16 protein-coding genes are annotated in these 14,987 nt (G+C 53.1%); 9 read left to right on the top strand and 7 right to left on the bottom strand.

Going from position 1 to position 14,987, the window contains the following annotated elements; translation table 11 throughout:
* Positions 1 to 2: 2 nt before the first annotated feature.
* The 3 genes from FIV45_RS13665 (at position 3) to groL (ending at position 2,509) form a co-directional block, all read left to right on the top strand.
* Positions 3 to 332: a DUF1491 family protein gene (locus tag FIV45_RS13665; RefSeq protein WP_099475180.1), complete on the top strand. Its 330-nt coding sequence runs from the start codon at positions 3 to 5 to the stop codon at positions 330 to 332.
* A gap of 183 nt (positions 333 to 515) precedes the next feature.
* Entirely contained in the window at positions 516 to 803 is a 288-nt protein-coding gene (gene groES, locus FIV45_RS13660) for a co-chaperone GroES (protein ID WP_099475181.1), read from the top strand.
* A gap of 47 nt (positions 804 to 850) precedes the next feature.
* Positions 851 to 2,509 (top strand): chaperonin GroEL, encoded by a 1,659-nt coding sequence (gene groL, locus FIV45_RS13655; RefSeq protein WP_099475182.1) that lies wholly within the window; start codon positions 851 to 853, stop codon positions 2,507 to 2,509.
* Between the two features lie 117 nt (positions 2,510 to 2,626).
* Here the strand turns inward: groL and FIV45_RS13650 are convergent, their stop codons facing one another.
* Positions 2,627 to 4,003, bottom strand: coding sequence for an aminotransferase-like domain-containing protein (locus FIV45_RS13650; protein ID WP_099475183.1), 1,377 nt, complete (start codon positions 4,001 to 4,003; stop codon positions 2,627 to 2,629).
* Positions 4,004 to 4,098: 95 nt separating this feature from the next.
* Here FIV45_RS13650 and FIV45_RS13645 point away from each other — a divergent pair, with 95 nt between their 5' ends.
* Both FIV45_RS13645 and FIV45_RS13640 read left to right on the top strand, forming a co-directional pair.
* The gene (locus tag FIV45_RS13645; protein ID WP_099475184.1) at positions 4,099 to 5,466 is read left to right on the top strand and encodes a pyridoxal phosphate-dependent decarboxylase family protein; all 1,368 of its coding nucleotides are present in this window, start codon (positions 4,099 to 4,101) and stop codon (positions 5,464 to 5,466) included.
* A gap of 94 nt (positions 5,467 to 5,560) precedes the next feature.
* Positions 5,561 to 6,034: a MarR family winged helix-turn-helix transcriptional regulator gene (locus tag FIV45_RS13640; protein ID WP_099475185.1), complete on the top strand. Its 474-nt coding sequence runs from the start codon at positions 5,561 to 5,563 to the stop codon at positions 6,032 to 6,034.
* An 89-nt stretch (positions 6,035 to 6,123) separates the two neighbouring features.
* Here FIV45_RS13640 and FIV45_RS13635 read toward each other — a convergent pair whose 3' ends face one another.
* Positions 6,124 to 6,975, bottom strand: coding sequence for a methyl-accepting chemotaxis protein (locus FIV45_RS13635; protein WP_099475186.1), 852 nt, complete (start codon positions 6,973 to 6,975; stop codon positions 6,124 to 6,126).
* 73 nt (positions 6,976 to 7,048) lie between these two features.
* The gene (locus FIV45_RS13630) at positions 7,049 to 7,531 is read right to left on the bottom strand and encodes an Lrp/AsnC family transcriptional regulator (protein WP_099475187.1); all 483 of its coding nucleotides are present in this window, start codon (positions 7,529 to 7,531) and stop codon (positions 7,049 to 7,051) included.
* Positions 7,532 to 7,717: 186 nt separating this feature from the next.
* On the opposite strand from FIV45_RS13630, the gene ald reads away from it, so the two are divergent.
* Together ald and FIV45_RS13620 are read left to right on the top strand one after the other, a co-directional pair.
* Positions 7,718 to 8,824, top strand: a complete 1,107-nt coding sequence (gene ald / locus FIV45_RS13625; protein WP_099475188.1) for an alanine dehydrogenase — start codon at positions 7,718 to 7,720, stop codon at positions 8,822 to 8,824.
* A gap of 113 nt (positions 8,825 to 8,937) precedes the next feature.
* A complete protein-coding gene (locus FIV45_RS13620) occupies positions 8,938 to 11,226 on the top strand; it encodes an NADP-dependent malic enzyme (RefSeq protein WP_099475189.1) in 2,289 nt (762 codons plus the stop codon).
* A gap of 1 nt (position 11,227) precedes the next feature.
* On the opposite strand, the gene FIV45_RS13615 is transcribed toward FIV45_RS13620, so the two are convergent.
* A complete protein-coding gene (locus tag FIV45_RS13615; protein WP_099475190.1) occupies positions 11,228 to 11,431 on the bottom strand; it encodes a hypothetical protein in 204 nt (67 codons plus the stop codon).
* Positions 11,432 to 11,516: 85 nt separating this feature from the next.
* Positions 11,517 to 12,068: a hypothetical protein gene (locus tag FIV45_RS13610; protein WP_133118621.1), complete on the bottom strand. Its 552-nt coding sequence runs from the start codon at positions 12,066 to 12,068 to the stop codon at positions 11,517 to 11,519.
* A gap of 259 nt (positions 12,069 to 12,327) precedes the next feature.
* On the opposite strand from FIV45_RS13610, the gene FIV45_RS13605 reads away from it, so the two are divergent.
* Entirely contained in the window at positions 12,328 to 13,344 is a 1,017-nt protein-coding gene (locus FIV45_RS13605; protein ID WP_099475192.1) for a COX15/CtaA family protein, read from the top strand.
* A gap of 28 nt (positions 13,345 to 13,372) precedes the next feature.
* Positions 13,373 to 13,699 (top strand): divalent-cation tolerance protein CutA, encoded by a 327-nt coding sequence (gene cutA / locus FIV45_RS13600; protein ID WP_204602385.1) that lies wholly within the window; start codon positions 13,373 to 13,375, stop codon positions 13,697 to 13,699.
* A 65-nt stretch (positions 13,700 to 13,764) separates the two neighbouring features.
* Here cutA and FIV45_RS13595 read toward each other — a convergent pair whose 3' ends face one another.
* Both FIV45_RS13595 and FIV45_RS13590 read right to left on the bottom strand, forming a co-directional pair.
* Positions 13,765 to 14,574 carry a DUF799 domain-containing protein gene (locus FIV45_RS13595; RefSeq protein ID WP_099475194.1) on the bottom strand — a complete coding sequence of 270 codons (810 nt, stop codon included), beginning with the start codon at positions 14,572 to 14,574 and terminating at the stop codon, positions 13,765 to 13,767.
* On the bottom strand, positions 14,571 to 14,984 hold the full coding sequence (locus FIV45_RS13590; protein ID WP_099475195.1) for a DUF4810 domain-containing protein: 414 nt from the start codon (positions 14,982 to 14,984) through the stop codon (positions 14,571 to 14,573). Before FIV45_RS13590 ends, FIV45_RS13595 begins: the two co-directional genes overlap by 4 nt.
* Between the last annotated feature and the right edge of the window lie 3 nt (positions 14,985 to 14,987).

Here is a 14,987-nt window from a genome sequence, read left to right as displayed (position 1 = left end):
GCATGTTTGACGAAGGCCTGAAAACCAGCCTGTGGGTGGCGGCGGAAATTCGCCGGTGCGATGGATTGTTCCTGCCCATGACGGTAGAGCAGCGCGGTGATGGCGATCGTGGTCTGGTTTTGATCAAGCAATATGTCTCCGGGCAGGGGTGTATTCTATATGGGCAGTGCCGCAATCCGGAGGGAAAACTCGGTTGGCACAAGCCGCTGGGAGAATATTTTGTGCCTGAATTCGAGGCGACGGATTATATGATGCGGCAGCGTAAATATGATGAGGACCTCTGGCTTCTGGAGGTGGACGACCCCAAGGGATTGTACCAGCCTTTATCGTGAAAATGAGCCTGTTTTCTATGACGTTTTCCGGGGGACGATCATTTTTCACTTTTTTGTGATTTTTTTCCATCCTGCCCCTTGAACTATATCGTCAGAGCTTCTATCTCTAGCAGTGTTGTTAGCACTCTCATGCAGGGAGTGCTAACGGGAAAAATTTCAACAAACTAGAAGAGGTTCTCAGAAATGGGTTTTCGTCCTTTACATGATCGTGTTCTTGTCCGTCGCATTGACGCGGAACAAAAAACTGCTGGCGGCATCATCATTCCGGATAGCGCACAGGAAAAACCAAGCCAGGGCGAAATCATCGCCGTAGGCAATGGCGCCAAAGCCGAAGACGGTACGGTAACGGCCCTCGACGTAAAAGCAGGCGATACAGTATTGTTCGGTAAATGGTCCGGTACGGAAGTCAAGATCGACGGCGAAGACCTGTTGATCATGAAAGAATCCGACCTGATGGGCATCATCGAATAATTTGTCTCCCTTCTGGAAATATAATCTAAATTAAAGGAATTAGTGAAATGGCTGCAAAAGACGTAAAGTTTGGCTCTGACGCCCGCGCGCGTATTGCAAACGGCGTGGATATCCTCGCCAATGCTGTGAAAGTCACCCTGGGCCCTAAAGGCCGTAACGTATTGCTCGAAAAATCATTCGGCGCACCACGGATCACCAAAGACGGTGTATCTGTCGCCAAAGAAATTGAACTTGCCGACAAGTTTGAAAATATGGGCGCCCAGATGGTGCGCGAAGTCGCAAGCCGAACCAATGACGTGGCGGGTGACGGTACAACAACCGCAACCGTTCTGGCGCAATCTATTGTGCGGGAAGGCTTTAAAGCCGTTGCCGCCGGTATGAACCCGATGGACCTGCGTCGCGGTGTCGACCTCGCGGTGGCTTCTGTTGTTGCCGATCTGAAAGGCCGGACAAAAACAATTTCCTCCAGTGAAGAAGTTGCGCAAGTAGGATCCATTTCCGCCAACGGCGAAACTGAAATTGGTAAGATGATTGCCGACGCCATGGATAAAGTGGGCAAAGAAGGCGTGATCACGGTTGAAGAAGCCAAAGGCCTCGAGTCAGAGCTTGACGTTGTTGAAGGCATGCAGTTTGACCGCGGTTACCTGTCGCCTTACTTCGTGACCAATGCCGAAAAAATGTCTGTTGAGCTGGAAAACCCTTACATCCTGTTGCATGAGTCAAAATTGACAAGCCTGCAACCAATGCTGCCTCTGCTCGAAGCAGCGGCGCAGTCCGGACGTCCTCTGCTGATCGTGGCGGAAGATGTTGAAGGCGAAGCCCTGGCAACCCTGGTGGTGAACAAATTGCGCGGTGGACTGAAAATCGCGGCTGTTAAAGCGCCTGGTTTTGGTGACCGTCGTAAATCCATGCTCGAAGACATCGCGATCCTGACCGGTGGTCAGGTTGTGTCTGAAGATCTGGGCATCAAACTGGAAACAGTGACTTTGGATATGCTGGGTACCGCGAAACAGGTTTCCATCACCAAAGACGACACGACTGTTATTGATGGCGCCGGTGAACGTGATGCTATCGAAGCCCGTTGTGGCCAGATCCGCAATGCCGTCGAAAATACCTCATCCGATTATGACAAGGAAAAACTGCAGGAACGTCTGGCGAAACTCGCCGGTGGTGTTGCCGTGATCAAAGTCGGTGGTGTTACAGAAACGGAAGTGAAAGAACGCAAAGACCGCGTTGACGATGCCCTGCACGCCACTCGGGCGGCTGTTGAAGAAGGTATCGTTCCTGGCGGGGGAACAGCTCTGTTGTACTCTATCCGGGTTCTTGAAGGCCATGAAGGCGCAAACAGCGACCAGACTGTCGGCATCAACATCGTGCGGAAAGCGCTTGAAGCGCCTCTGCGTCAGATCGTTGAAAACGCCGGTGTTGACGGTGCGGTTGTTGCCGGCAAGCTGAAAGAAAGCACTGACTTCAACTTCGGTTTCGACGCTCAGAAGGAAGAATATACCGATCTGATCGCCGCCGGTATCATCGACCCGACCAAAGTGGTTCGTACGGCGCTTCAGGATGCGGCCTCTGTCGCCGGTCTTCTGATCACCACGGAAGCCATGGTTGCGGATATTCCGGAAGATAATAAAGGCGCGCCCGCCATGCCTGACATGGGCGGTATGGGCGGCATGGGTGGCATGGGCGGTATGGGCTTCTAAGCCAACCTCTCTTCATCCGAAGAAATCTGAAAGAGCCGGCGTTCGCGTCGGCTCTTTTTTTGTGTGTTCTAAACACTCATCAAGTTATTTTGCATCGCCCTGTCCCGGACGGTTGCTCTAGATGATGCCGCAGGCGCTTGAGGGGTCTTGTGTCAGGGCTTTTTTCAGGCGCAGAAGCGCAAAATAAAAATATTGGGGCCGTTGTTCACTGCCGAGACATAGCCGGATGCCGGAGGCTGTATCGGGGGCCGGGTGTAGGGTAATGGCGGCGGGCGGGGTCAGGATGACATTCTGGTTTCGGGCCTGTATGTACATTTTTTCCGCCGTTTGGAAATCGCAGGGCATCCACAGATGATAGCTGCTGCCGGCGGCCGGCGCCCGGAAGTCATTTAGATGACGGGACACCAGCGTCGCCCGGTCCCGGCATGTCTGCGCCAGACGTGTCATATAAGCGTCGGCCACGCCGTTCTGTAACAGTTGGCAGACGATTTCCACCGACAGGGGCGGGGTTGACCAGCCGCCGGCCTGTTGCCCCTGCTGGATTTTTGCCCGCAGCTGTTCCGGGGCCACCAGCAAACCGACCCGCAAATCGGGACTCAGGCATTTGCTGAAACTGTTGATATAGAGGGTCCGGTCGGGCGCGTGGCTGTGCAAGGGGGCCGGCGCCGTCGGGTTCAGGAAACGGTAAACATCGCTTTCGATGATCCAGGCGTCATATTTCTGGGCAATGGCCGCTAAGGCCTGCCGTCGTCGGGCTTTGTAAGTCAGGCCTGTCGGGTTCTGCACCGTCGGGATGGTGATCAGGGTGACGCCGGGGCGGGTGCGGGCAACCTGCTCAAAGGCCTCCGGGATGATGCCGTCTTCATCCATGGGCAAGGGGCACAGGTCGCGGCCGAGATACTGGGCGGCCGATTTGATGCCCGCAAAAGTGACCGGTTCGCCGTAAATTTTCTGTCCGACCTTGCTGGTGGCGGCGATGGCCAGAGAGATGGCCTGAAGGGCGCCAAGGGTCAGGGTGATGTCATCTGGCGCCAGGGGGATGTTAAAGCGTTTTTTGATCCACTGACTGATGGTGGCGCGATGTCGGGGCAGGCCGGCGACCGGTGGATATTGCATGCTACTGTCGCGATAGAGCGTCCGGGCGGCTCTGCCTGATGCCTCCAGCAACAGGGAACGGGTAAGAGGAAACGGCGGCGTATTGGTCTGCAAGTCAATCAAAGTGCCATTATCGGTGATCTGTTCCGGTTCCTGCAAGCCGGAAACAATGGTGCCCCGGCCCACGTGGGCTTCCACCAGACCGCATTGGATCGCATGCTGATAGGCCTTGCTGACCGTGCCCAGACTGAGCCCCAGATCGCTTGCGGTACGACGTTGCGGCGGCAGGCTGTCGCCGGCTTTGAGCGTCCCGGTAAAAATATCCTGCTGCAGCGGCCGGAAGAGCTGCATGAACAAAGGACCTGGATCATTATCCAGTCTGGGGGACCAGTTTTTCATATTGTACTTTGTGACAATGTTATAATTGATATAGTTCAATATTCAGGACACTATCAATATTCAGGTGGAAACGCAATGAAATAAGGAATGTTGATATGGCAACCTCTTACGATGACCTGCTGGAAAATAGCAAATGCCGGGCGCTATCTTATCTGGATGCCTTGGACCGGCGCCGGGTTTTCCCGGATGATACCATGTTGGATGGCCTGGCGGCTTTTAACGAAAATCTGCCGCATGAAGGCCGGGAAGGGCAGGAGACGCTCGATCTTCTGGATCGACATGGGTCCCCGGCGACGGTGGCGAATATGGGGGGGCGTTATTTCGGTTTTGTCGTTGGCGGCAGCCTGCCGGTGACGGTGGCGGCCAACTGGCTGGCGGCGGCCTGGGACCAGGTGGCGTCCAGTCAGGTGACTTCCCCGGTGGCCGATCACATTGAACGGGTTGCGGGCGAATGGGTGCTGGATATTCTTGATTTGCCGCGGGGGAGCGCCGTTGGCTTTGTCACAGGGGCCACCATGGCGACATTTTCTGCTCTGGCGGCGGCGCGGCATCATCTGTTGGACCGGCAGGGATGGAACGTGGGCGAGTATGGGCTGTACGGTGCGCCGCAGATTACGGTGGTGGTCAGCGCAGAGGTGCATGTCACGGTCCTGAAGGCGTTGAATATGCTGGGCATGGGGCAAAAAAATATCATCAAGATTCCGGTGGACGCCAACGGCGCGATAGATGTGGCGCAGGTGCCGCCACTGGGGCCGAATACGATCGTTTGTGTTCAGGCCGGCAATGTCAATAGTGGCGCGTTTGATCCGATTGAGAGCATTTGTGCGGCGGCGCGCGCCGCCGGCGCCTGGGTGCATGTGGATGGGGCTTTCGGACTGTGGGCCCGGGCGGCGCCGGCCTTGGCGGACATGGCCAAAGGGGTGGAGAAGGCGGACAGTTGGGCCACGGACGGTCATAAATGGCTGAACACGCCTTATGACTGCGGTGTGGTTATCTGTCGCCACAAGCGGGCGTTGGCCGGCGCTTTTTCCACATCGGCGGCTTATCTGAAGGAAGAGGATGGCGCCGCCAAGGATCGGGTGCCGGAGTTTTCCCGGCGGGCGCGGGGCATCGAGGTCTGGGCGGCTTTACGGACCCTGGGCCGGGACGGTGTGGACCATTTGATCAGCGAGAATTGTCGTCTGGCCCGGCTCTTCGCGCAGGAGCTGTCGGCTTTGGGGCTGACCATTCACAATAAGGTGGTGCTGAACCAGATTGTGGTTTCTTGCGGAAGCGCGCGCCGAACGGCGCAAATGATCGAGGCGATGCAGGCGGAGGGCACCTGCTGGTTTGGCCAGACCGAATGGCAGGGGCAAAAAGCCTTTCGCATCAGTATTTCTTCCTGGAAAACCACAGAGCAGGATATTGCCAAATCCGTCGCCGCCTTCAAAAAGATATTGACCCTGCAGGGGAATTCAGAGTAATTGTATATACAGGAGATTATTTTTTATCTTCACTGAATTCAACCGTGAATTCTGCTATAAAACCACAATAATAATCAAATGGCGAGAATGGGACGTGTCAGAAGAAAATAAACTATTCGATGTCAGGGATTGGGTGCCGTATCAATTGTGGCGTTTGTCACAGGAGGCGGGCTATCTTCTTGAAGATCAATATTCGGTAAAATATAATATAAAAGGCGAAAACTGGCGCTTTATGGCCATGTTGGCCTCCTCTGCACCGGTCTCGGCGAAAGAGTTGGGCGTGTTGCTGGACATGGACCAGGTGCAGGTCACCCGGGCCCTGAACAAGCTGTTGGACCTGAGGTATGTGGACCGTAAAACCGACCCGAAGGACCGCCGCAAGGTGATCCTAACCCTGAGCAAGAAGGGCGCGCGGGTCTATCAGGACATCGTGGATATGGCCAAGGCGCTGGAGCAGATGTTGCTGTCGGATGTGCCGGATCAGCAGAAGCAAATGTTTCGCGGTGTGCTTGAGGGCTTGCTGGTCAAGGTTGATCTGTTGAGATCCGGGGTGCGGGCGGAATTCTGATCCTGTAAAAAAAAGCCGTCCACCCTGATATGGCGCCTGATATGGGGGCCTGATATAGGGGAACGGCTTTTTGCAAGGATAAGCTGGCCTCAGTGTTGATCAAGATCTTTGCTGAACGACGCGACTGTTGCGGCAATATCCTGAGAAGCGATCTTTTGTTCGCCAATGATGGTGTTGATTTCCTTGAAGTTCTCATTCACCGTGGCGATGTTCTGATGAACATCCGCTACTTTTTCATTCGCGGTTTCAATGCTGCTTTGACCTTCGGCGACGGCTTCTGACATGCCGGACATGGCGGTCATGATCTCTTCCATTTCAGTGGTCAGGCGGGCGATGCGTGTGCGGATGTCTTCCGTGGCGCTGGCGGTCTGATTGGCCAGTGTTTTGACTTCCGAGGCCACAACGGCGAAACCACGGCCGGCTTCCCCGGCGCGGGCGGCTTCGATGGTGGCGTTCAGGGCCAGAAGATTGGTCTGGCTGGCGATATCTTCAATGGATTTGACGATGCCGCCAATTTCATTGGAGGCCTGGGCCAGTTGATTAACCTTGGTGCCGGATTCTTCAACCGCATTGGAGATGCTGGTCATCTTGTCCCGGGCCTGGCCAATGGTCTGCGCGCCTTCGCTGGCGGTATTGCCGGCATCGCGTGAAATGCGGGTCACTGAATCAGCCCGTTCGCTCAAAATGACAATGGCGTTCACCAGGGCGTTGATCGCCGCGCCGACAGACTCTGTCTTTTGAGTTCTTTCTTCGAAAGTTGCGTCTTCGCGCGCCATGATCTTGTTTGACAATGCTTTGACGGCAAGTCCGAGGGGGGTCTGGCTGGAGGGTACATTTTTATATTTTTCGTCACCAATCAAGGATAACGACCGGATTATTTCCTGGATATCTTCCTGAGCATTCTCCGCTCTGAAGTCATTTACTGCGCCAATTTCATTCATTTTTTTTCCCTATTTTAGCTGCTTTGAGGGCATCTTAAGCGGGGATGCTGAATAAATGATTAAATTTTTAACTTCATTTGAACGGTATGGAGGTTTTCTTGGTGACCGTGCGTAAAGAAAAGTTTGATTTGATCTGTGAAACGCCGGGCAGGGCCGTCAGAACGTCCATATGCAGTCGCTCGTAATCCGACGCATCCGACACGATCACCCGCAGCAGATAATCCGCATCCCCGGACATCAGGTAACATTCCATGATCTGGGGGCAGTTCTTGACACTTCTTTCAAACTCGGCCAGCTTTTCCTTGGTTTGTTTCTCGACCGTGATCTGGACGAAAACATTATCGGGGAGCTCGGCGGCAGTCTGGGGCACGATCGCAACATAACGATCAATGACATCATTGTTTTCCAGCGCCTTGACCCGCCGCAGGCAGGCCGACGCCGACAGCCCGATGCGGTCGGCCAGGTCATTATTGCTGATCCGGCCTTCCTTCTGCAGTATTTTCAGGATCGCATGATCAATCCTGTCCAAGCTTAAATTTCGAAATTTATCTCTCATAAATGGAATTATGCACAATAATATGCGAATATCTAGTGAAATGATCGCGATCTTTGCAAGGATATTCGATGCATTATTTGCTATCATGGGGACAATAAGTATCATCCGCCAAAAATCGGCTCAGGAATTGTCCGAAACGGCGGTTTTACGAAACCCCTAACTTCAGATATAGAGAGTAGTAAGAAAATGATTGTTGGTGTGCCAAAAGAAATTAAAGTTCATGAGTATCGTGTTGGCCTGACGCCGGCCAGCGCATCGGAATTTATCCGTAATGGTCATAAAGTGATCGTGGAAACCAACGCCGGGGCCGGCATTGGCTTTTCCGACGCCGACTATACAGCCGTTGGGGCGGAAATTATCCCGACTGCGGCTGAGGTCTTCGCCCAGGCGGAAATGATCATCAAAGTGAAAGAGCCGCAATTGCCGGAATGCGCCATGCTGACCGAAAATCATTTGCTCTATACCTACCTGCATCTGGCGCCGGACCCCGCGCAGACAGATGCATTGTTGAAATCCGGCTGTACCGCCATTGCCTATGAAACCGTGACCAATGATGCGGGCGGCCTGCCGCTGCTCGCGCCGATGAGTGAAGTGGCCGGACGTATGTCCATTCAGGCTGGTGCCCATGCGCTGGAGAAATCAGTGGGCGGTCGTGGCCTGCTACTCGGTGGCGTACCAGGTGTGGCGCCGGCGAAAGTTGTGGTTATCGGTGGCGGCGTATCCGGCATGAATGCTGCGGAAATGGCTGTAGGCATGGGGGCTGATGTTAGCATCTTTGACCGTAACCTTGATGTTCTGCGGCGTCTTGACGCCCGGTTCCGCGGGGCGGTAAAAACCCGTTATTCCACGGCCCATGATCTGGAAGAAGCCGTGCTTGACGCGGATCTGGTGATCGGTGCTGTTCTGGTGGCCGGGGCTGCGGCGCCGAAACTGGTGACAGCCGATATGGTCAAGCGGATGAAAGACGGCGCTGTTCTGGTTGATATTTCCATTGACCAGGGGGGCTGTTTTGAAAATTCCCGTCCGACAACTCATGCCGAGCCAACCTTTGTGGTGGATGGTGTGGTGCATTACTGCGTGGCCAACATGCCCGGCGGTGTGGCGCGCACATCTACTTTTGCCCTGAATAATGCGACCCTGCCGTTTGGTCTGGCGTTGGCCAACAAAGGCTGGAAACAGGCCTGTAAAGATGACAAGCATCTGGCCAACGGGGTAAATGTGTCCGATGGCTTTGTAACTTACAAGGCAGTGGCGGATGCCCTGGGTAAAGAATATCGCCCGCTTGACCTGTAAAAGTTACTGCCGGGTTTGATTTTTATTTTATTGACGGGGGGAGGAAACTCCCCCTTGTTTATTCTTTCAGGTTGAGTATAAGCTGTTGTCTCATTGAAAATGGACAGAGACATATGCCAGACAAAACGTTCAAAGAAACCTCCCTCCGCTATCACACTGATCCCACGCCTGGAAAATTTGAAATAACCCCTACCAAACCGCTGTCGAACCAGCGTGACCTGGCCCGGGCCTATTCCCCTGGTGTGGCCTTCGCCTGCGAAGCGATCATGGAAGATGCGGCGGCGGTCAATGACATGACCATTCGTGGTAATCTGGTCGGGGTGGTGACCAACGGATCGGCGGTGTTGGGGCTGGGCAATATCGGACCTCTGGCGTCCAAGCCGGTCATGGAGGGCAAGGCGGTTCTGTTCAAGAAATTTGCCGGCATTGATGTGTTTGATATTGAAATCGATCAGCAGAACCCGGAAAAACTGATTGACACCATTGCGGCGCTGGAACCGACCTTCGGGGCGATCAATCTGGAAGACATCAAGGCCCCGGAATGCTTTATCGTAGAAAAAGCCCTGAAGGAGCGGATGAATATCCCGGTTTTTCACGATGACCAACATGGTACGGCGATTGTGGTGGGCGCGGCCGTTTATAACGGGTTGCGCATTGTGGATAAGGACATCTCGCAGGTCAAGGTTGTCGCCACCGGCGGCGGCGCGGCCTCGCTCGCCTGTCTTGACCTTCTGGTCAGCATGGGGCTGAAGCGGGAAAATGTCAGTCTCGTTGACGTGGAAGGCGTGGTTTATGTCGGCCGAGAAAAAGACATGAACCCCTATAAAGACAAATATGCCATCACGACCGATCATCGGACGCTGAATGATGTGATTGACGGGGCAGACGTGTTCCTTGGCCTGTCGGCGCCGGGCATTCTGAAACCTGATATGGTCCGGCGGATGGCGGACAAGCCGTTTATTCTGGCGCTGGCCAATCCGACGCCGGAAATTTTGCCGGAAGCGGCGAAAGAGGTGCGCAGTGATGCGATCATCGCTACGGGGCGGTCTGACTATCCCAATCAGGTCAACAATGTATTGTGTTTTCCGTTCCTGTTCCGTGGTGCGCTGGATGTGGGCGCGACGACCATCAATGAAGAAATGAAACATGCCTGCGTCAAGGCAATTGCCGATCTGGCGTTTCGCGAATCTTCGGAACAGGTGGTGAATGCCTATCAGGGGGATGTGCTGAAATTCGGCCCCGAATACATCATTCCCAAACCGCTTGACCCACGGCTTATTCTGGAAGTGGCCCCGGCGGTCGCCCAGGCGGCGATGGACAGCGGGGTCGCGACCCGGCCCTTGAAAGATATCGAGGCCTATAAGGAAACGCTGAGTCGTTTTGTCTTTAAGTCAACCATTCTGCTGCAGCCGGTTTTGGAGCGGGCCAAACAAAGCCCGAAACGGATTGTTTTTGCCGAAGGCGAGAATGAAAGCGTTCTGCTGGCCGTACAGGCGCTGGTCGATGAAAAAATGGGCCGCCCGACCCTGATTGGGCGCCCCGCCGTGGTCAATCAGAAAATAGAACGGCTCGGTCTGCGCCTGATCAAGGATGAACATTTTGACCTGATCAACCCCCAGAAGGATGATCGCTACCGTAGTTACTGGCAGGAATATCATGCCCTGGTCTGTCGTCAGGGGGTTTCAAAGGAAGCCGCCCGCACCATTGTGCGCACCAACACCACCGTGATTGCCGCCCTGGCGGTGCGCCGCGGCGATGCGGATGCAATGATTTGCGGCAGTTATGGTCGTTTTGATTTCCACGTCAAATATATCATCGACATCATTGGCCGGAAACATGGCGATCAGAAATTGTCCACCGTCAGCACCCTGATCCTGCCGCGCCGGACGATTTTCTTCGCGGATGCCTTTATGACAGTGGAACCGGATGTCGACCAGATTGTGGAAAACACCCTGGCTGCGGCGGAAAAAGTCAGGCATTTCGGTGTGGAGCCGAAAGTAGCGTTGCTGTCGCATTCCAATTTCGGATCGTCAAATGCTCCGTCGGCGCGCAAGATGCGCAGAGCCACAAAAATTCTCAAAGAGTTGCGGCCGGATATGCTGGTTGATGGAGAAATGCACGCGGATGCGGCCTTGAAAGAGGATATTCGGGAACGCATGGTGCCGGACAGCGGCTTTACCGGGTCGGCCAATCTGTTCATCTTCCCCAATCTGGATGCGGCGAATATCACCATTGATATGCTGCGGACCATCGACAACGGGTTGCTGGTGGGGCCGATCCTGCTGGGGGCGGCGCAACCGGCCCATATCGTGACGCCATCGGCGACAGCCAAGGGAATTTTCAATATGGCGGCCATTGCCCTGGCCGATGCGCAAAACCTCGATCAGGAAAGCAAATCCTGATCTAGCGCGCCGGCAAATCAACGCCGGACAGGCTCAGTTGATGCCGCAGCAACAGCAGAAAGGCGAGCAGCCCGAGAAACAGGATGCCATTCCATGGTACATGCCAGGACCGACCGAGTTCCAGGGGTTTCCGTGCTTTGTAGAGGGAAAAAGCCGCCACCAGAGTGGTCACGGCCATGAGAATAAGGGTCAGAGTTTGATCCATGCGGACTGCTTGTTGTTAAAGACGTTGGGTGTTGTGGCTAAAGATAGTCTTTTCCCGCCAAAGATCAATATGCATTCTGCCTGTGTCAGAAATGCAGTTGCAGCGTGGCGAAGCCGCCGTGGCTTCGGGTAAAGGCCCGTTTGGGGTTTTCGAATTCATTATGATTAATGATGCGATATTGATAGGCGCCAACAGCGAAATTGAGGGCGGGCGTAATATGAAAGTTGGCCTGTCCGCCGACCTGAAATTCCAGATTCCAGCGGTTGCGTTGGTCCTGCGGGATCACTTCATGTTGCGCTCCCGTGATGGTGCCATTGAAGCTGAGGCTCCAGCTGTTTTGCTGCAGCACCGGCATCATTATCTTGCCGGTCACGCCAAGGCCGAAGAGGTGCTTGCGCTTGTGATACTCCATCGTGGAAATCATACTTGTGATAAAATCATCCTTTTGGACGCCGGAAAGGTCTGCCGTCAGGACGATTTTCCGTCCTGATGGCAGGATAAATCCCTTATAGGCGGTGATCAGGGAAGGGGTCAGAGATTCCGCCTGATGGAGGGGAAGCATGCCGAGGGATGCGGTTTGCGGGGTGAGGCCGGCCATTACCTGTTGGGGGGGAATAATAAACAGAATTATGCTCAAAATTATATACAGAAGACGGGATCCGGTATGTTTGATCCGGGCGACACAATCTACGCAACTGTTTAAATATATAACCATTAACTAATAATGTCAGAAAAATATTAACAATTATTAGATTTTTCCAGACTTTTTATTCAAATTGTATCTATCCTTCCGGCTCAGAAAAACAATGTACGTCGCGGCAATTTCGGTTAGTATGTCGCCAAATTGAGAAGCCGAAATACGAACCCAGGTTGATTGTAAGTTTAAAAGGGAAAAAATGTCTTGGACAAATAGAAATAATCGGCAGATTGCGAATTGGTTATTCTTCGTCTGTGCAATGATTTTTTGCATGGTTATTGTTGGCGGCGTGACCCGTCTGACAGAATCCGGTCTGAGCATGGTGGACTGGCGCCCTGTTACCGGCATTTTACCGCCGCTCAGTGATGCGGCCTGGCTCAAGGAATTTGAGGCCTATAAACAATATCCTGAATACCAAAAAGTTAATCACGGCATGGGTCTTGATGAATTCAAGAATATTTTTTATTGGGAATATAGTCATCGGCTGCTGGGGCGTCTGATCGGGATTGTGTTTTTTATCCCCTTCGTCCTGTTTCTGGTGAAAGGCAAGGTGTCTGGCTCTCTCCAGCCCAAGCTCTGGGCAATGTTCGTTCTCGGGGGACTGCAGGGGCTGCTGGGCTGGTGGATGGTGAAAAGCGGGCTTGTTGATCATCCGGACGTCAGCCATTATCGTCTGACGGCGCACCTGGGGCTGGCGGTGCTGATTTATCTGTATGTTTTCTGGGTGGCGTCCGGGTTGGTGATGTCCCGATGCGAGGCGACCCGTCCGCGTCCGATCGGGCCGCTGCGGGTTTTAATCGGATTGATTTTTCTGCAAATTCTGCTCGGAGGACTGGTGGCGGGGCTCAACGCCGGTATGGTTTACAACAGCTGGCCGATGATGGAGGGCCGGCTTATTCCGGCGGATGTCTATGGCATGACACCGTGGTATATGAGCGCATTTGAAGATATTATGACCGTGCAGTTTAACCATCGTATGCTGGCTTATGTCATTACACTGCTCGGGCTTTACGTCTGGTATCGCTTGCGTCAGGATAATCATATTGTGGTGCGGATCGCGGGCTATCTGATGCTGTTCAGTCTGTTGGGGCAGGTGACGTTGGGCGTTCTGACCTTGATCCATGTTGTGCCGATCCCGCTGGCGGCATTGCATCAGGCCGGGGCGCTGGTCACTTTGTCGGCGGCGCTGTATGCGTTGCGCCGCGCCAAAGGGTGATCAGGCAAACAGCGAACAGGAGGTTCAGGTGACAGAATGCTGTACCCTTTACGTAACATGTCCGACGCGTCAGGCCGCGGTGGATATTGGTCGTCGTTTATTGACGGAGAAGCTGATTGCCTGCGCCAATATCACGGTAGAGATGACCTCGCTTTACAGATGGCAAGGGAAGGTCTGTGAAGACCCGGAGGTTGCGATGTTTATCAAAACCCCGCGTCGCAAGGCCGCCGCCGCCATCACCCGCATTACAGAACTGCATCCTTATGACACACCCTGTATCGTGCAATGGGATATTACGGCAGGCCATGAAGACTATCTGAAATGGGTTGGGGAAGTATGTGGTGATGAGGCATAAAAAAAGCCCGAACAGAAAAATTAAATTCCGTTCGGGCCGCATAAGATTTTAGAGCTTAATCCAGATTATTTTTCAACACCTTCCGCAGGGGCTGCTTCTTCAGACTTTTCTTCAGGAGCACCTTCTTCTGGAACTTCTCTTAGATTAGCGTTTGGGTCCGCGTTATAGGAGATGGCAGTTGATGTTGCATCAGTTAACCGACCCGTACCGCTGCTGGGGAATTGAGCACTATCTTTTTTATACCGTGCGGAGTATGGGCCTGCGGGGATACCTTGGCCTTCACGCAAGAGAGCAGTTGCATTGGCGGCATGAGCGACCGGCGTGTAGTCAGAACTTGCGTTATCAACTGCAGCAGTAACAGCATTTACGATAAGATCAGCAAATATATTACCTGAGCTCGATGATTTATTAAAATAGAAGTTTTCTTCATCCTGCCATAAAAGAGAGCCTGAACGCCCGTCTTTAATGGTGTAGAGGAAATGAACCTGTACGCCAGAAGCCAATACATTATACTTTGATTCCCATTGCAGAATCTCAACATAAATGACGCTGTCAGCACCAAAGAGTTCAGCTAGTCTTGTGGTATTGGCAGAGTGAACCATATGGGCATCCGCCAAGCCGTCTTTTTCCATCATGTCTTTCACCATATTGGTGGGGAAGACATAGTACCCGCGTTCAGCCAGAGGAATAGCGAGGGTCGTCAGGAACAAGTCAGGTGCTTCGGCTTCTTCTGAATGATTAATTACAGGAACGATCAAAATGGAATGGGGATCTGCTGTTGCAAAGGAAGTATAGTCTTTGGAATTGGGTGTTGCGGCACACGCAGTCAAGGCGCAAGAAAAGAGAAGGATAGCTATTGTTTTGAAATTTCTCATTTGGTTGCCCCTGCAGTTTCATTGGTTTCTTGGATGTCTGTTGTTTCATCGGATGGCATTTTTGCTATTTTCCCTAAAGCTTTATCCATTAGGTAAGCAGATTCAGGCCATTTTTCTTTTTCTTTTGTGAAATAAAGGGCGGCTGTGGACATGTCATTCATAGCAAGTTGCACATACCCATATTCCGCATAAATTCCTGGTGGAACTGTATTTGTTTCTTCTGCCTTTTGTATTCCATCATAAAGTTTTTCTGAAAATTTTTGCAGTTCTTCAGGGTGTTTATAATAGGAAAGAAGATGGCTGCTGTAGCCATCCCATTCATACATGGTTTTGACGCCACAACCCGATATTAATGCAGATAAGCAGACAGCAGCGACTGCTTTAGTGTGCGATTTTTTAATAAATCTCATAGC

Source organism: Paremcibacter congregatus (assembly GCF_006385135.1).
GTDB classification, from domain to species: domain Bacteria; phylum Pseudomonadota; class Alphaproteobacteria; order Sphingomonadales; family Emcibacteraceae; genus Paremcibacter; species Paremcibacter congregatus.
This window is presented reverse-complemented; position numbering and strand designations above follow the sequence as displayed.